Origin of the sequence: Bifidobacterium sp. W8112 (assembly GCF_016101425.1) — a bacterium.
In the GTDB taxonomy this organism is placed as follows: Bacteria; Actinomycetota; Actinomycetes; order Actinomycetales; family Bifidobacteriaceae; genus Bombiscardovia; species Bombiscardovia apousia.
Genome location: NZ_JACFQN010000001.1, coordinates 683,411 through 701,907, shown reverse-complemented (window position 1 = coordinate 701,907; position 18,497 = coordinate 683,411). Strand labels below are relative to the sequence as shown.

Annotated in this window: 5 protein-coding genes, 1 tRNA gene and 2 pseudogenes; 7 read left to right on the top strand and 1 reads right to left on the bottom strand. The window is 60.3% G+C overall.

Features of this window, described 5'->3' with window-relative positions:
- Positions 1–13: 13 nt before the first annotated feature.
- The 4 genes and pseudogenes from H3T92_RS02895 to H3T92_RS02885 form a co-directional block, all read left to right on the top strand.
- Positions 14–7,250 (top strand): annotated as a pseudogene (locus tag H3T92_RS02895) (fatty acid synthase subunit beta domain-containing protein); the annotation flags it as partial.
- 74 nt (positions 7,251–7,324) lie between these two features.
- Positions 7,325–9,340, top strand: a pseudogene (locus tag H3T92_RS08350) (beta-ketoacyl synthase N-terminal-like domain-containing protein); the annotation flags it as partial.
- Between the two features lie 2,267 nt (positions 9,341–11,607).
- Positions 11,608–11,681 (top strand) — tRNA-Gly (locus H3T92_RS02890).
- Between the two features lie 338 nt (positions 11,682–12,019).
- The gene (locus H3T92_RS02885; RefSeq protein WP_232341839.1) at positions 12,020–12,511 is read left to right on the top strand and encodes a holo-ACP synthase; all 492 of its coding nucleotides are present in this window, start codon (positions 12,020–12,022) and stop codon (positions 12,509–12,511) included.
- Positions 12,512–12,893: 382 nt separating this feature from the next.
- On the opposite strand, the gene H3T92_RS02880 is transcribed toward H3T92_RS02885, so the two are convergent.
- Positions 12,894–13,862: a hypothetical protein gene (locus tag H3T92_RS02880; RefSeq protein ID WP_198189373.1), complete on the bottom strand. Its 969-nt coding sequence runs from the start codon at positions 13,860–13,862 to the stop codon at positions 12,894–12,896.
- Positions 13,863–14,978: 1,116 nt separating this feature from the next.
- Here H3T92_RS02880 and H3T92_RS02875 point away from each other — a divergent pair.
- The 3 genes from H3T92_RS02875 to cas3 all read left to right on the top strand — a co-directional run bounded on the left by H3T92_RS02875 (position 14,979) and on the right by cas3 (position 18,458).
- Entirely contained in the window at positions 14,979–15,524 is a 546-nt protein-coding gene (locus H3T92_RS02875; RefSeq protein ID WP_198189372.1) for a helix-turn-helix domain-containing protein, read from the top strand.
- A 572-nt stretch (positions 15,525–16,096) separates the two neighbouring features.
- Positions 16,097–16,345 (top strand): hypothetical protein, encoded by a 249-nt coding sequence (locus H3T92_RS02870; protein WP_198189371.1) that lies wholly within the window; start codon positions 16,097–16,099, stop codon positions 16,343–16,345.
- Entirely contained in the window at positions 16,332–18,458 is a 2,127-nt protein-coding gene (gene cas3 / locus H3T92_RS02865) for a CRISPR-associated helicase Cas3' (RefSeq protein WP_198189370.1), read from the top strand. Before H3T92_RS02870 ends, cas3 begins: the two co-directional genes overlap by 14 nt.
- Positions 18,459–18,497: the final 39 nt, after the last annotated feature.

Here is an 18,497-nt window from a genome sequence, read left to right as displayed (position 1 = left end):
TGAATAGGACATCATGACCAGTACATTCTTCATCAACCGTCTCGCCGAGCAACCGCACGCGCTCATGTTCGCCGGCCAGTCCAACCCCTGGACCGTGGCTCTGGCCGATCTGCAGGGCGATCCCGACATCGACAAGGCCCTGAGGGAGCGGATGGCTGCGGCCACCGACCTGCTCAGGGCGGTCAAGCCCGACCTGCTGGCCACCAACGGCCGTCAGCTGGACCTGTTCGGCTACAAGCCCGACCCGGTCAGGCTGGGGCCGGCTGCCGACGCGGCTGTCAGCGTGCCCGGCATCGCCCTGGTGCAGCTGGGCGCCCTTATGGACATGGACCAGCTGGGCTACGACGCAGCCCAGGCCCGCCCGGTGGCCCTGCTGGGGCACTCCCAGGGCATTATCGGCGTCCACATGGTCCAGGAGATCCAAGCTGCTGGATCCCTCAAGGCTGCCCAGGGCGCCATCGACCAGATCCTGGCCACCGCCATGCTGATCGGCGCGGCCGGCACCCGTCAGGCCCGTCGTCTGGGCATCCATCGCCAGGGTGAGGCCACCCCTATGCTTTCGGTGCGCGGCGCCACCCGCCATCAGGTGGAGGTCCTGGTCGACCGGGTGCCTGGCGCTCGCGGCCCCATCAGCGTGGCCGTGACCAACTCGGATCGCAACCTGGTTCTGTCCGGCTATCCGGAGGATCTGGCCGCCTTCGCCATCGAGGCAGGCAAGGAGAGCGAGCACCAGCGCCAACTGCGCGAGGACAAGGTCCGTGGCGGAACCGCCTTCTCGCCGGTTCTGGAGTACCTGGATGTGACCTTGCCCTTCCACTCGCCGCTCATGAAGGAGGCTGTGGATCTGAGCGTGGACTGGGCCTCCCGCTGCGGTCTGGACACCGAGCGTGCCCGGGTCCTTGCCGAAGAGGTCCTGCTCAACCATGCCGACTGGGCCGGCCGGATCGCCGAGGTCATGGACCAGCAGGATGCCGCCTCCCTCTGGCTGGTGGATCTGGGCCCGGGCGAGACCCTGGGCAAGCTGGTGGACAACCTGGTCCAAGGCACCGGAGTAGGCGTGGTCGAGGCCTCCAACCAGGCCCGGCGCGCGCAGCTGTCCACCATGGAGGAGGATCCGGCCAGGACCCAGGACTGGTCCAAGCTGGCCCCCCGTCTGCTGGAGACCCCTGCCGGTCCCCGGGTGGAGACGGCCTTCAGCCGGTTGACCGGCAAGCCCCCGGTCATGCTGGCCGGCATGACCCCGACCACCGTGGAGCCCGAGATCGTCGCTGCGGCCGCCAATGCCGGCTACTGGGCCGAGCTGGCCGGCGGCGGCCAGGTGACCGCCGAGGTCTTCGACCGCCATGTGTCCCAGCTGGAGGACCAGCTGCAGGAGGGCCGCACGGTCGAGTTCAACGCCATGTTCATGGACCGCTACCTGTGGAATCTGCAGTTCGGCAGTCAGCACATCGTGCCCAAGAAGCGCGCCTCCGGCACCCCCATCGACGGGGTGGTCATCTCTGCCGGCATCCCTGAGCTGGACGAGGCCGTGACCCTGATCCATCAGCTCAACGAAGAGGGCTTCCCCTACGTGGCCTTCAAGCCCGGCACGGTGGATCAGATCCGCCAGGTCGTGGCCATCGCCCGCAAGGTCGCCCCCACCCATATTCTCATGGAGGTAGAAGGCGGAGCCGCTGGCGGTCACCACTCCTGGGAGTCCCTGGACGACCTGCTCTCGACCACATACGCCGAGGTCCGCGCCTGCCCCAACATCGTTCTGGTGGCCGGCGGCGGCATCGGCACCCCTGAGCGGGCGGCCGACTACATCAGCGGCCAGTGGTCCCGCGCCTACCACCTGCCGGACATGCCCGTGGACGGCGTCATGATCGGCACAGCGGCCATGACCGCCAAGGAGGCCCACACCAATCCCGAGATCAAGCGGGCTCTGGTGGCCACCCCCGGCATCGACAGCTCCACCCCTGATCCGGATCCCTTCGCTCCCATGGGCGAGAAGTGGGTGCCCAGCGGCAAGTCCGTGGGGGGCGTGGGCTCCGGCCTGAGCCACCTGCACGCCGACATCTACGAGATGGAGAACTCCTCCGCCGAGTGCGGCCGCCTGCTGGTCCGGGTCATGAAGCATCCGGAGGAGCTGGAGACCCGCCGCGGGGAGATCATCGAGGCCCTGAACAAGACCGCCAAGCCCTACTTCGGCGATCTGGAGACCATGACCTACCAGGACTGGGCCCAGCGTTTCGCCGACCTGGCCTACCCCTGGGCAGACGACACCTACATCGACCGTTTCCTGCACCTGCTGCGGCGCATCGAGGCCCGTGTCTGCGAGCGTCAGAGCGGCGAGTTCGACTCCATCTTCGCCTCCAGGCAGGATGTGGCCGAGCCGGAGCAGGCGCTTCGCCGGCTGCATGAGGCCTACCCCCAGGCAGCCGAGCTCAAGGTGGTGCCCACCGATGTGGCCTGGTTCCCTGTTCTGGTGCGCGAGTACCCCAAGCCCATGCCCTTCGTGCCGGTCATCGACAACGATCTGCTGCGCTGGTGGGGTCAGGACCAGCTCTGGCAGTCCGAGGACCCCCGCTACGGCGCCGACTCGGTCAGGGCCATCCCCGGACCCATCTCCGTGGCAGGCATCACCACGGTGGACGAGCCGGTAGCCTCCATTCTGGGACGGTTCGAGCAGGCGGCCATAGGCCGGGTGCGCGACCTGGGCAGCGGTCCCGCCAAGGCCTACAGCCAGCTGGCAGGCGCTGCTGATGCGCAGGAGTTCATCCGCCGCAGCCCAAACATCTCCTGGGTGGGCCATCTGATGGCCAATCCGGCCTACGGGACGGCCATGGACGACCCCAACTACACCATCACCGCCACCGGCCAGGACGACCTGGGCGAGCACTACGACCTGGACATCCATCTGGACACCTACTGGGACGACGACCCCGACGGCGGCCTGGACCGGCATGCGGTGCGCCACATCGTCGTGCCGCTGACCATCAAGAGCGACCAGGTCGGCCTCTTCCCGGTAGTCGACCGCACCCGCCTGCCCAAGGACGTCTACGCCTTGCTGGCCGACACTGCCGGCATCGGCAACACCACCATCACCGGCGACAAGCTGGCGGCCATGCCTGCCATCGAGAAGGACGATGACCCCGAGCACCCCTTCGGCCTGGCCCACAGCGGCTACACTCTGGCAGCCAACTTGGGCTTCGACCATGAGGCGGCCACCGGGGGCGCCCTGCCCGATGCGCTGATCCCCTCCGGCTTCGCCCCCGACGCGCTGGTGGGCCCGGCCTGGCCGGCCATCTATGCAGCTCTGGGATCCGTCTATGTGGATGGCTTCCCCATCATCGAGGGCCTGCTCAACGCCGTCCACCTGGACCATCTGATCGAGCTGGAGGTCAGCGAGAAGCGCCTGCTGGAGCATACCGGCCAGCGGATCGAGCTGACCAGCTGGGCCGAGCCCTACCAGGAATCTTCCTCCGGCCGGGTGGTGACCATCCATGTGGTCCACGCTGCCCAGGACGGGACTGTGCTGGCCCGCGAGGTCGAGCGTTTCGCCATCCGTGGCCGCGCCTACAGCGACCAGCTGCCCCAGGAGGCTCCCGAGTACGGCGGCATCAGCGCCGACACGGTGGACACACCCCGCAGGCTGCTGCGCCGCGTCACCGTCACCGCCCCCAAGGACATGACCGCCTTCGCCCGCACCTCCGGGGACTTCAACCCCATCCACACTTCTAAGCGAGGTGCCGCGGTCTCGGGCCTGTCTGCGCCGCTGGTGCACGGCATGTGGCTGTCGGCCACCGCCCAATACGCGGCCCAGGCCACCGACGAGCAGGGCGTCCACTACGAGATCGCCGGATGGACCTACAACATGTACGGCATGGTTCAGCTGGGCGACAAGGTGGAGATCAGCCTGGAGCGCGTGGGCAAGGTCCGCCATAGCGGCCTGGTCCTGGAGGTCACCTGCAGGATCGACGGCCAGCTGGTCTCCCGCGGCACGGCGATTGCTCGTGCCCCAAGAACCGCCTACGTCTATCCTGGCCAGGGAATCCAGCAGCAGGGCATGGTCCTGGACGAGCGGGCCAAGTCCCCGGCCGCCCGTGAGACCTGGGAACGGGCCGATGCCCTGACCCGCAGCAAGCTGGGGTTCTCCATCCTGGCTGTGGTGCGTGACAACCCGCACACCCTGACGGCCAAGGGGGTCACCTACCACCATCCGGAGGGTCTGCTCAACCTGACCCAGTTCACCCAGGTGGCCCTGGCCACCGTGGCCTTCGCCCAGACCGCTCGCCTGCGCGAGTCCGGCATGGACATCTGGCCCGCCTACTTCGCCGGCCACTCCCTGGGCGAGTACAACGCCCTGAGCTCCTTCGCCGGGGTCATGTCCCTGGAGACGGTTCTGGAGCTGGTCTTCCACCGCGGTTCCACCATGCACTCCCTGATCGAACGCGACGAGCAGGGGCGCAGCAACTACCAGATGGGCGCCCTGCGTCCCAACCAGTTCGGCGTGGGCGACTCCGGGGTCAAGCAGTATGTGGAGTCCGTATCCAAGGAGTGCGGCGAATTCCTGGAGATCGTCAACTACAACCTGGCCGGCCAGCAGTACGCCATAGCCGGAACCATCTCCGGTCTGGAGTACCTGCGTGCCGACGCCAACCGCCGGGCCAAGGAGGCGGGTGGCAAGCCGGCCTTCATGTACGTGCCCGGCATCGACGTGCCCTTCCACTCCACACTGCTGCGCAAGGGTGTGCCCGAGTTCCGCGACACCCTGGATGCCCTGCTGCCCGAGCACATCGACTACTCCCGCCTGGAGGGTCGCTACATACCCAACCTGGTTGCACGGCCCTTCCAGATGACCAAGGAGTTCGCGGCCTCCATCCTGGAGGTGGTTCCTTCCGAACGCATCAAGCAGGCTCTGGACGATCCTCGGGTCTGGGACCGGTATGCGGCCGACGACCAGAAGCTGGGCCGTCTGCTGCTGACCGAGCTGCTCTCCTGGCAGTTCGCCTCTCCTGTGCGCTGGATCGAGACCCAGGCGATCATGTTCGACGCCCCCGAGCAGGGCGGCCTGGGCGTGGAGCAGCTGATCGAGGTAGGGCTGGGCCACTCGCCCACTCTGGCCAACCTGGGCGCCAAGACCCTGAAGCTGCCAGACTTCCGCGAGCGTCACGTGAGCGTCTACAACCTGGGCAGGGACGAGAGCCGGGTCTATCTGACCGACACTGATCCCATGGCCCCGGTTCAGGAAGAGCCCGCAGCTCCGGTCAAGGAATCCAACCCTGAACCTGCTCAGGCTGCTGCGCCCGCGCCTGCCCCTGCAGCAGCCGAGGACTCGGCCCCCGCTCCGGCCCCGGCGACCGGCGGCCCATCGGGTGCCGATGTGGCCGACCTGCCCTTCAAGGCCTCGGATGCCATCGCTGTCCTGCTGGCCTACTCCACCAAGATCCGCCCCGAGCAGATCGGGCAGACCGACACCACCGACACCCTGACCAACGGCGTCTCCTCCAGGCGCAACCAGCTGCTGATGGACATCAGCTCCGAGCTGGGCGTGGCCAGCGTGGACGGCGCCGCCGAGGCCAGCATGACCGATCTGAGCGCCCTGGTGAACAAGGTGGCCCCCAATTATCGGCCCTTCGGCCCGGTGCTCTCCGACATCGTGCGTGAGCGCATCCGCGACCTCTTCGGCCCCTCCGGCCTCAAGCTGCAGCAGGTGGAGCAGCGGGTCTCCGATGTCTGGCAGCTGGGTGCCGGCTGGGTCTCGGCCACCGTGGCCAGCCTGGTCCTGGACACCCGCCAGGGCGCCTCCTCGCGTGGCGGCGACCTGGCGCTCCTGCCCACCGAGGCTGTCTCCACTGTGCCTGCGGCCAATGCACTGATCGATCAGGCCGTTCAGCAGGTGGCCCAGCGTCACGGCGTCACGGTCTCTATGCCCTCTGCAGGCGGTGCTGCTGGCGGTGCTGTGGTCGACTCCGCTGCCCTTGATGCCTTCGCTGCTCAGGTGACTGGCTCTGAGGGTGTGTTGGCCTCTACTGCACGATTCCTCCTGGACAAGCTGGGGCTTAAGCCTCCGACCGTCCAGCCTGGCGAGAATGAGGACGCTGCCGTCGTGGCCGCCGTCGATGCCGAGCTGGGCAGCGACTGGCCCGAGCAGGTGGCGCCACGGTTCGAGGCCTCGCGCGCCGTCCTCTTCGACGACCGCTGGGCCAGCGCCCGCGAGGATCTGGCTCACATCTACCACGAGCATGATGACGACCGCAGCGGCCTGAGCTTCGTAGGAGCCGGACGCGAGGTCCACGATCAGGCCGTCTGGTACGCCGAACAGGCGCGCAACCGTGGCGAGCAGGATCTGGCCCGGGTCTTCAGCGGCATCGCCGACCAGGCCATGACCCCAGCCGACTCGGACCAGACCACCGCACGGTTCGCCAAGGACGTAGCCGTGGTCACCGGCGTGGCTCCCAAGTCCATCGCGGGATCGCTGACTGCCGGCCTCCTGGAGGGCGGGGCAACGGTCATCGCCGTCTGCCACTCCCTGAAGCCCCAGACCGTCATCTGGGCCCGCGACCTCTACCGTCGCCATGCCGTGAGCGGTGCCCGTCTCTGGATCGTGCCCGCCAACCTGTCCAGCTACCGGGATGTTGATGCCCTGGTCGACTGGGTCGGCAACGAGCAGCGCAAGACCACGGGAGCCACGACCACCGTGCTCAAGCCCGCCTACGAGCCCACCCTTTTGCTGCCCTTCGCAGCCCCTGCCATGCACGGGACCATGGCCGACTCGGGCCGGCTCTTCGAGTCCCAGGCCCGGCTCATGCTCTGGAGCCTGGAACGCCAGATCGCCGGGTTTGCCGGCATCGGGGCGGACACCGATGTCGACCACCGTCTGCATGTGGTCCTGCCTGGCTCGCCCAACCGCGGCATGTTCGGCGGGGACGGAGCCTACGGGGAGGTCAAGGCCGCCCTGGATGCCATCGTCAACCGGTCCCGCCCCGAGCAGGACTGGTCGGGCCGGGTCACCTTCGCCCATCCGCTGATCGGCTGGGTCCGGGGCACCGGGCTCATGGGCGGCAATGATCCGCTGGTCCGGGTGGTAGAGCGCCACGGCATCCACACCTACTCCACCGGGCAGATGGCTGATTCCCTGCTGGAGCTCTGCACTGTAGAGGCCCGCCACCAGGCTCTCCAGGCCCCGCTCCAGGCCGACCTGACCGGCGGCCTGGGCTCCAGCCCGCTTGACCTCAAGGCCCTGAAGGCCGAGGCTGCCCAGGACGACGATCCGTCGACACCGACTCCAGCCGGAAAGTCCGGGGATGCATCCGCAGATGCCGACAAGGACCCGGACCGGGTCATCAAGGCCCTGCCCACACCTCGTGTGCCTGCCCAGGCCCCGGTGGATCTGCAGGACTGGCAGGGCGTGACCGCTCGGCCCGAGGATCAGATCGTCATCGTCTCCATCGGCGAGATGGGTCCCTGGGGCTCCGGCCGCACCCGCTTCGAGGCCGAGATGGGCATCCACTCGGATGGCCAGGTCGACCTGAGCGCCGCAGCCGTCCTCGAACTGGCCTGGAACATGGGTCTGGTCGAATGGCAGGACAGCCCCAAGCCGGGCTGGTACGACACTGATGGCGAGCTGGTGCCCGAGCAGGACATCGCCGAGCGCTACCACGACCAGGTGGTGGCCCGCTCCGGCATCCGTCCCTTCGACGACGGCATGGGCTCCGATTACCGCCAGGGCACCAATGAAGAGGAGGTGGATGTCTTCCTGGATCACGACGTGGCCTTCTCGGTGCCCACCAAGGACATGGCCGAAGAGTACGTGGCCCAGGATCCTGACCACACCAGCATCGCCCGCGACGAGCAGTCCGGCGAGTGGACCGTCACCCGCCTGCCCGGTTCCCGCATCCGCGTGCCGCGCCGGGCCACCATGTCCAGGACCGTTGGCGGCCAGTTCCCCCAGGGCTTCGACCCGGTCAAGTGGGGCATCCCCGCCTCCATGGTCGGGGACGTGGATCAGATCGCCCTCTGGAACATCGTGACCACCGTGGATGCCTACCTTTCGGCCGGATTCACCCCGGTGGAGATCCTCCAGGCCGTGCACCCCTCCAAGGTGGCCTCCACCCAGGGGACCGGCTTCGGCGGCATGGCCTCCATGCGCAAGCTCTACCTGGACCGCTTCCTGGGCAAGGAGATCCCCACGGACATCCTCCAGGAGGCCCTGCCCAACGTGGTGGCCGCGCACGTCATGCAGTCCTATATCGGCGGATACGGCAACATGGTCCAGCCGGTCTCGGCCTGCGCCACGGCTGCGGTTTCCCTCGAGGAGGGCGCCGACAAGATCGCCCTGGGCAAGGCGGACTTCGTGGTCACGGGCGCCATCGACGACATCGGCGTGGAGTCGGTCATCGGCTTCGGCAACATGAACGCCACCGCCGACTCCGCCGAGATGTACGCCAAGGGCATCCAGCCCCGGTTCTTCTCCAGGGCCAACGATCGTCGGCGCGGGGGCTTCCTGGAGTCCCAGGGCGGCGGGACCATCCTGCTGACCCGAGGCGACATCGCCCTGCGTATGGGCCTGCCTGTGGCTGGCGTGGTCGGGTACATCCACTCCTTCGCGGACGGCGCCCACACCTCCATCCCCGCACCCGGGCTGGGGGCTTTGGCCGCCGGCATGGGTGGCAGGGACTCGGACCTGGTGCGCTCGCTGGCCAAGCTGGGCGTGAGCCCCGACGACATCGCCGTGGTCTCCAAGCATGACACCTCCACCAACGCCAACGACCCCAACGAGTCCGAGTTGCACAACACCCTGGCTCACGCCATCGGGCGGACGGACGGCAACCCGCTCTACGTCATCTCCCAGAAGAGCCTGACCGGCCATGCCAAGGGCGGCGCCTGCATCTTCCAGATCAACGGGCTCACCCAGCTCTTCCGGTCCGGGGTCATCCCGGCCAATGCCTCCCTGGACTGCGTGGATCCGGTCCTGAGGCGTGACGACCATCTGGTCTGGCTGGAGCAGCCTCTGAAGGTGGGCAGGATCAAGGCTGGGCTGGTCACCTCCCTGGGCTTCGGCCATGTCTCCGGCATCGGGGTCATCGTCAGCCCCGGAGCCTTTGAGGCAGCCGTGCTCCAGACCTCCGGCCAGGAGGCCCTTGATGAGTGGCGTCGCCGGGCCAACGACCGTCTGGCCGCTGGTCAGCGCCATCTGGAGGAGGGCCGCATGGGTCGGGCCCCGCTCTATGAGCCCATCGACAACCGCCGCTTCCATGAGGATGGCCACGGGTACGTGGGCCATGAGGTCGAGAAGGCCATGCTGCTGGATCCCCAGGCTCGCCTGGGTGCCGACGGCTACTACGACCGGGGATGAGAGCAGTGTGAACCGGCTGGACTTCCGTCTGAAGCAATAGGCGGGAGTCCGGTGAGGGAACAGTCATTGCGATGATCGGGGAGGTGGGCCAGACGGCTTGCCTCCCTTATTGTCTCGCCATTGGGTGCGGCTGTCCCTTGTCTTCATGCCATATGCACAAGGGCTCCCTTGCAGGTATGCGAGCTATCTGGTCGTAGGAACTTCTTGGTCATTGGAGCTGTTGTAATGGCTGCGCATAAGGGATTTTGTCCGAATATTGCCCGCATGTTGCTCAACCGCCGGTGTGCTATTGCCAGGCTGCGATTGGAGCCTTTTCACAAAAAGGTATAAAAAGTAGATGGGTGACCCAGATTTTACTTGGGATTATTGCTGGGCCACCCAAATGGCCGAACTCGTCTTGGGGGAGTGTCCGGCCTCTTACTCGTGCGAAGTTTTAGTGCTAGTGATCGCTGTAATGGAATTCCTACTGCTGAGGTTTGCTGCCATAATACTCATGGCAAGAAGCCCGACTATCATAGCCACGCCGATATTTTCCCCTTCAGCTGTGGGCTGGACGCCTGCAGACAGGGAGAGTCGCTGGTTGTTGATGTCGCCGGATCGGTCGATCGAATTGAACGTTTAGCGGATGGCCACTGTCGCCATAATTGGTTGTATGCGGGGGTTGGGGGTGACAGTCCAGATGCCATCGCCGTTTTGTTTCAGTCAGGTTTTCTGTTTCTGCCAAGGATCACCTCAGCGGGCACACCGCTTGCAGGAAAAAGGAATTGCGGCGGTGAAGCGATTGACTGCGTTGGGGGAGTTGCCTGTCTCCGGTGGTCTATTCGGATTTGTTTTCTGGACATGAGTCCTTATGTCTGGAGCAAGGCCCTGGGAATGGAAGGCACCTATGCTGCATGAAGTGATTTGTAAGGAGTACCGCTTTATTATTCGGAACAAAGGCAGGCAAACCCCGCGTGTGCACGATGTCGTCGCCCAGCTCTCACTAATTATTGACGCCACACGGATAGGCGCCCCTCATAGGAAGCGGCAGCCAGTGAATAAGGGTAACTCGTACTGACCGAGCGTTTCCGCTTAGGAACCGCACTCATCGGTGCTCACTGCGCTCGCGTGCATAGTCATATTGCAGCAAGTTATCGTTCATGTCTAAGGAAATACAAGGAACATTGCGACACCGAAAGCGACACCGCAAAATCCGAATATCGTAGCCCCAGCGAGTCGCTTCATGTAATCCGGCTTGCCCCAATTGTTTTTGAGGTCATCCGAACATGCTGACAGACAATGTTGAATCATCGACATCATTTCATTCCCTTTCTTAAGAAGGAGCTGCAAGATGCAAGGCTGTCAAAATAGGTAGTGTCAAATCGTCGACGCTAAAGCAGAACAAGTCGTGGCATAGGTTATGGTGGTAGCTCCGCATCAGCAAGCTAGCATTTGACCTTATCTGCAAACAAGTTTCATCTATTCGTTAGTCAAAGCAGAAGAACCTGGCTAACTTCTTGTCAATTATATTCGGCTATAGTTCCCTTCTGAACTGTGATCAGCTACTTGTTTCCCGCCGTTCTCGTTTTTGAGAACCGCGTAATAAATATCTACTGATGTTGCTGTAAATGCTATCAGAAGAGTTGATGCTCATACTGTTATCGCCAACATGATTTCAACTTTTGCAATCGATGCTCGGGCATAGTGGAACTCCCATTCTCGAAAGATAAAGTTGTTGTGTGTGGAGAATTTGTCGATGCCAATGTCAATTATCTCTGATTTTCATTCTCTAACATCGGATGGCAGCACGTTACCAGTCTGATTCCCCTTGCTCTGCAAGAATGAATAATCTTGTGGAAATCTGTCAGCCAAGTTCCGTGCAGAACGTTTATTCTTCCCATGCACATCATTCGATAAAGAGTGGTTACCGCGTGAGCATGGATGATCCCGCAGTAATCGGGCAGTCGCTGGTATGTGCAAGGTTTTTTAGATCCACGGGATTGATCCATGGATACTCAAAGAAGCTATACCGGCGACGGCGCGATCTCTTATTCAAGGTGGATGAACCGCCTGAGACTAGTCCACCTGTCGAGGGATCAGAATTTCTGTACGGATCTTCCGATTATTCGAAGAGGAGGGGTAATCAGCGCCGGTTTCCATGGCGCCTAGGGGGGTTCTCCCCAGTGATGTATACGTACGTTTATTGCCAGGTTCAACCCGGCGATGACCGATGTACTGCATGTTCCGGCCAGCCCATGTGCTATGCTCTGTACCGAGCCAACGGCTTTGCGGGCGTAGCTCAATGGTAGAGCCTCAGTCTTCCAAACTGATTACGCGGGTTCGATTCCCGTCGCCCGCTCCACGATAATCGCTGATATTCCGCCATTCTTGGCGGGTTTTCCAGTCACTCGGAGCGGTCAGTATCAAGCCTGACTGAGTGAGATTTTTCCCCAGTAATCGGCGATTTAGGGCTCAATGGGTACACGATAGGGTACACGTGGAGGCTCTGGATGGCATTGGCTACAGGGCTGTCCAACAGCGTCATGCCAGCGTTGTGACTCCTGCTGCTGATACGGCGAAACCTCCCTTATTCTTTGCTCTCCTTTTTACGGTCGCTCACACAGAAATAGAGCTATCAATGACGCAGTTGGGGAGCGCGAAGTACTCAATTTCCGACTGGGTGATTTGCTGCATTGGCCGATGAGAGGCATACTCGGGCCTATGGATGATGCCGGGTTCGGACAGGTGCTGGGGTTGGGACATGATCTGGTCGATCTGGAGAAGTTCGGCCGACAGCTGGCTATGCCAGGCACGCGCATGACAAGCTTATTCTCGCCAAGGGAGCGGCGGCAGGCCGAGCAGCGCGCCCTGCTCAAGCATGACGACACAGCGGCGCACTTGGCGGTGCGCTGGGCTGGCAAGGAGTCGGTGCTCAAAGCCTGGTCGCAGGCGCTGGGGCCTGAGCCGTCGCCCTATGGTTTGGATGATTTTCCTTGGAGCGGGGTAGAGATCCTGGACGACGGCCGAGGTCGGCCGAGCGTAAATCTAGAGTCCTCCGTGGAAGCCAAGCTTTACGATTCCTTGCCTCTAACCGGTGGTCAGGTCGATCGAGTGCAGTTGTGCTGGCACATCGCTCTCAGCCATGACGGGCCGGCGGCTTCTGCGGTTGTGCTTTTGTGCAGGCGTGTCTGAAATTAGGCTAAGACATGTGTCGCATGTGGCGTTAATTCCTAGTTGTCGTGTTCGACAACCAAATAGAAGTCCTCGGCATGTGGGGGTGATGCTTTTACTGTGTCGAAGTCGAATTCGACGTTCAAGGCTACAAATGCAGTCAGTTCTATGTATTACATGCGTCGCTCTAAGGGTTGACTGTGGTTCGCGTGTAGACTCTACATACAGCCTCTTCTTGAGGTGTGTTCCCTACTTACGTGGAGATGATCCCGGCGCAGCGTTCGGTTGTGCGTCTGCAAAGGAATTCAGGTGCGGCATGGCCAGAGGCGTGGTTTGGGCCGAAGACGCAAAGGACCGCCCCTCCGAAGCCGAAGAGACGGCCCTTTTGCATGCAACGGGAAGCTCAGCATCCGCTGGTGATGTCAGGTTCCATTATGCACAGATAATGATGGGCCCCGTCGATCTGCTCCTGGGTGTAGTGATCAGGGGCGGGAGCGTAGCTGGAGCCGCTACCTCCCGACGAAGGCGCGGGAGCGGTATAGCCGCCTCCTGATCCGCCTCGTGTATATCTGGAGCCGTTGGGACGGGCCGAAGTGCTGGCAGAGCCGCCTCGTGTGTGGCCCGAGGAAGGCGCCGGAGCCGCAACGGCCGCCTGCTGGGCCTGCTGATCGGCGGCCTCCTGGTCGGCATTGGCCTTGTCGGTCTTCGAGTCATTGACCGCCTGCATCTGGTTGGCGAGGTCCTGGATGGCCTTGCGCCGCGCGTTGGTGTCTGCCTTGGCGTCGGCCTGCACGGCCTTGGCCTGGTCGAGCACCGTCTTCAGGGCGTCGCGCACAGCGTTGTCCGCCACCTGGCCGTCGCTGCCCGAGAGCAGCGAGTCCCCGTCAGCGATTGCCTTGTCCAGGTGCGCCTTGACTGTCCTGGCCTCGTCATGGGCCACCTTCTCCGAGGCCGCTTTGACGCCGCGGTCGGCGGCATCAGCCTTGGCGGCAACTTGGGCGGCCTGCTGTGACAAGGCTCTCAACGAACTCCACGAGTCGTCCACGCTGCACGAAGGCACTGCGGGGACGGAGGGCTTGGCGGCCTTGTCCACGGCGGCCACGACCTTGACGTCGGACACGTCGCCCTGGGGTATGGCCCGGGCCCGCCGCTGCGCCGCAGCCCGGTCCGTCTTGTAGGCCTTCACATTCCGAGCCGCTGAAGCCGCTTGCGACCGGCAGTCGGCCAGGGATTCCGCCTTGACGTGCGAAGACCAAGCCCAAACCCCTAGCAACAGGCCCGCGGCGACCACCAGGACGGCCACGAGGCCGACGATGAAATGCCAATGGTCGGCCTTCGCCGATGCGCCCTGCGCATTCCCCTTCCATGCCATGACTGATTCCCTTCCCTCATGGTGCAGGCCTTGTATGGTCTGCGACAGAACGCCTGCATCCTCGAAGATAATCCTTACTGATGCAAACTTTTTTGTGCATACTACGCGCATTCCCCGCATACGTGTGAATAATCACATTTGTAGCAGGCTCGCCGGACTGGACTTCATGCGTTCCCTGCATCCGCGGGCGTGATTCCATCAAGGGGAACATCGTTGTCATTGGTCCAATCCTCTTCGCTTACTCTGAGTTTAAAGATTTCAGAACGTATAGCTGGTAGGTTCGCCACGATAATTCAAAACCAACAACCAGAGTGATTTCGAATCGTTCTGTCGTCGCGTGGGAGTGCAGCAGGTATGTCTTTCGCTTCTTTGTCTTTGACTTCCGTACTTGCATATATGGGGTCGTTGCTGGTGCCTCTGGGCTTATCGATGAGGGCAGGCATAGGGAATGCTGCGGTAAATGCAACCGAGTTTACATCTTCATCCTTGTCTTTGAAGGAGATAAACGTTTTCGGGCGATTGGTTTGGCTAGCGTATAACCCTGCTAAAGATGTTTTTGACTGGATCGCGCCCAATCTTGGGGTTGTGTGGTGTGGCCAGACAAGGACGAAGCAAGTGGAACTTACGGGCTAGTACCAATGCATGGATCCGGCGAGGAGACTTATGCTAATGGTGTGTGTCAGTATGATCCAGAGTGTCCTGTACATCGTCATCGTCCAGGGACGACGTGTCCGGTGGTTTACCGCAAGAGGATGGCTGCGGCGCGTGAGGCTGAACGCCGTCAGCGACAGCGTGATGAGCTAATAGGAATCGTCGTCTTCGTGGTGGTCGTTATCATTGGCTTTGCCATCCTGAATAGGGTAATCCCCGGATTTCTGAGCACTCTGCTGCAGGGCTTTGGCTTCACGAACAAGTAAATGCCAAGCATTCATGACCCTTGCTCGCAGTCTCAATGCCAAGAAGGTCTTACTATATGCTCAACGGTCATCGCACCGAGCGCGACACCTATCCTAGTTTTCAAGTCATGTATTTGAAATCAGGCGAACTCACACTGCATACCAATGCTATGAAGAGCGTTGCCCAAGGTGGTTAGTTTGAACTTTTGGATTGCTACCAATGCCATCGCTACCAGTCTGTGGGGCCGACAGAGATGCTTTGGATGCACTTCGATGGACAGGCGGCACGGTTTATTATCAGCAGATAATTGCCAAGCTAGGGACGATCTTCGTCCTGGAGCAGGGCGAAAAGGCATTGCACCCGCTAAAGACCATTTACCACATATTTCGGTCCGGCACCTATTTATCCGAAACAATGCTTACGAAATATGTGACGGATATTCTGACCTGGCTCGTTGACGCGCCGGTGGGGCAGGGTGACATTGACAGGAGCGGCCATGACATTCAAATGGTGATGACATATATTGCCAATCATCAGCTAGCCGCTATGACTGGTCTCGGTGAGCGTAGCTTCATTAGGGTATTCAAAAAGGCAACCTGTTATACGCCTCATGCCTATGTTATGGACGCGCTAATCAATGCAACTCGAAGCATACTCAACAATTCCTCTAAGCCTGTCGAGCAGATAGCTCTGGATTGCGGATGTTCCAAGCTGTCCGTCTTTTGCAGCGCTCCTGAATCCAATGTAGGGATGTCTCCTATGTAGAACCATCGTCGTACTTTGTAGATAGCGGATAAGGTCAATGAACATATCAAGTGCTTGTGCTGTGGGGAGTAGAGTAGAGCGTATCCGTAATGTGATACAGATCGGTTCAAACGGGGCGGACCTAGTTGCTTGCTCATGTTTGCAGCCAGTCTGTGCTCCATTTTCCATCATCTATGGTGTTTGTAAGTATTGATATTTATGGACGGATAGTCGCCTTGAGGCGTGGGTTGAAACTATTATGTAGTTATTTCTGCATCAAGGGGCTCATCGGATATATCCGATGAGCCCCTTGCTTTTTATTAGCTAGCCCCCCCCCCCCCCGTGAACATCTGATTCATAGAAATATCATATTTCGATCACTACTACTTAATAGAAGTTGACTTTCTGGAAGTATAAGTATATTTTTATTTTAGTACATGAGTTAATCGCCTATACGAAGGAGATGAGGCGATGGTTGATGATTCTACGTTTATATGTGGGAAGCCGGTTTGCGTATGGCGATTGACGGCTTGGATTCAGGTCAATACAGCGCAACCGCTAAACAGTGATCGAAGTCGAGAAGAGATGATCGCATGACGGCCGAAGGCGATGAGGTTAACGAGTATCTGGCCCGTACTTCGAAAGACCATGGTTTCGAGGTCTGCGTGCAGCATCTGGTGATGACGGGATGCCTTGATGCAGCCTTCGCCGGCAGGCTGGCCGGCTATCTGTATGACCAGGATCAGGCTGATATGGGTCTGGATACAGGCCTTCTTCACGACATAGGCAAGTATTCGGAGGAGTTCCAGAGGATGATAAGGGAGGCCTATGATGAGCAGTAGTGTCAATCACTCTTCATACGGGATGAAAGTAGCGTATAAGCTTCATCTTCAAGAAGCCACGTTTGCCATTGCAGGGCATCATGCTGGTTTGCCGGATTTTGGCAATCGTATTGATACCGAGAATGCAAGCACCTTGGTCGGCAGAATGAAGCGTCCCAACCCTGATGCCTCGCATTGGAAGGATGAGATTACCCTTCCCGAAGTCAAACCGCTTGCTTCGTTGGGCTCACATTTCTCGGACATGATGCGTATCCGTATGCACGAATCAGCGCTAGTGGATGCGGACCGGCTGGATGCTGAGTTCTTTGTAAATGGCAAAGTAGAGCGCGACGAATCGCCATTCCTCGAGCAGCTGCTTCAGGATCTCGGTCCTGATCGTCTGTCCAAATCGATCATGCCGCCTCCACAGGAATTACGTGGGATCAGCAAAGCGCTGGCTGAGCAGCTGCGTGAGCATCAGTCGGTCAGAATCATGGCGCTTACTGAAATCATGGAACGTAGGGCTGAATCCTTTCTGTCGGCGAAGGCGAGTACGTCGTTGAATGAAAAGCGCAATGCCATATTGCGTGACTGCCTAACTCACGGAGCCGATCCTGAATGGAAACCAGGTCTATACACGTTGACCGCTCCTACAGGCGGTGGCAAGACAGACTCCTCACTTACTTTCGCGCTTGAACATGCCAAAACGCATCATATGGACAGGGTTATTTACGTCGTCCCGTACACGTCAATCATTGATCAGACGGTAAAGGAATTCGAAGCCCTCCTTGGGCCAGATGCGGTTCTGCCACACTATGCAGATGCGGCTTTCCAGTTAAAGGAGGAGAACGAGCTTACAGCAAACGATCTGCATCGCAGTTTTGCAGCCGAGAACTGGAACATGCCGGTTATCGTAACCACCGCTGTGCAGTTTTTCGAAAGCCTGTTTGCCAACAAGGCCTCTAAACTCCGGAAGATTCATAATATAGCCAACTCTGTTGTGATCTTCGATGAGGCCCAGACCTTGCCCTTGCCCCAACTGAAACCATGTGTACAGGCCATAGCTGAGCTGGTTACCAACTATCACGTCACTGCGGTACTGTGCACAGCCACACAGCCGGCCTTGCAGGATCTGTTTGCCCAGGCTCTTCGACGTCCAACTCTGGCAATTCCAGAAATTGCGCCATTGAACGAAAAGGAACGCCTGGAATTCCGACGCAACCGAATCGTCGATGATGGTCATAAGGACATGGATGAGATGGCTGCGGCAGTGGAAGGCCATAATCAGGTCCTGTGCGTGGTCAACACACGTAAGGAAGCGCAGTACATCTCCGGAGCGGTGCGAAAGCATGGCTTTGAAGACGGCACTTTCTGCCTGACTACGCTGCAATGTGCCTATGACAGGGAACGGTTGCTGAAGCAGATACGGGAACGTCTCGCCCAAGGAGAATCTTGCAGGGTCGTATCCACGTCTCTGATAGAGGCCGGAGTGGATGTTGATTTCCCTGAGGCATATAGGGAACAGACTGGTCTTGATTCGATTCTTCAGACAGCCGGCCGCTGCAATAGAGAAGGTCGACGTGATGCGGATGCCTCATTGGTTCATGTTTTTTCGACTGATGAGGGCCAGGTTTCATTTTTGAAACAGAATATGCTGGCTTTCGAATTGGTGCGGGAAGACAATGCTGACCTGGCATCATCAAAAGCGATTCATGAATACTTCACCAGACTCTTTGGAATGCGTGGGGACGAGAGTCTTGATCAGCATCAGATTCTTAAGGCTCATGAACGTGGAATATCAGGATGCCGTATGCCGTTCGCTCAGATTGCTGAGCAGTTCAAGCTGATTGATACTCCAACTGTTCCTGTTTATATACCTGTCAACAAAGAAGCAAGGAACCTGTGTGCTCAACTGACTGATCCTCGTTGTTATACGCGAGGGCTGTTCCGCAGATTGGGTCGGTACGCGGTCAATGTTTGGCCTAGGCAGTTGGACAGGCTCAAAGAGGCTGGAAAGATATCCGCTCTGGCTGAGCATGGTGCCAAGTCGGATGACGACGCATTTATTCTGCTGGATATGGGCATGTACGACTGTGCTACAGGTTTGCAAGTCGATGAAGATCAGCTGCCTTAAAACGGTCTGCTGTATTGATGACTGAATCGTAATTAGCAA

What these genes read in the sequence shown, in the direction of transcription:
- H3T92_RS02885 (WP_232341839.1), top strand. Translation starts at nt 12,020, where the DNA reads ATGAGAGGCATACTCGGGCCTATGGATGATGCCGGGTTCGGACAGGTG.
- H3T92_RS02880 (WP_198189373.1), bottom strand. Translation starts at nt 13,862, where the DNA reads ATGGCATGGAAGGGGAATGCGCAGGGCGCATCGGCGAAGGCCGACCAT.
- H3T92_RS02875 (WP_198189372.1), top strand. Translation starts at nt 14,979, where the DNA reads ATGCCATCGCTACCAGTCTGTGGGGCCGACAGAGATGCTTTGGATGCA.
- H3T92_RS02870 (WP_198189371.1), top strand. Translation starts at nt 16,097, where the DNA reads ATGACGGCCGAAGGCGATGAGGTTAACGAGTATCTGGCCCGTACTTCG.
- cas3 (WP_198189370.1), top strand. Translation starts at nt 16,332, where the DNA reads ATGATGAGCAGTAGTGTCAATCACTCTTCATACGGGATGAAAGTAGCG.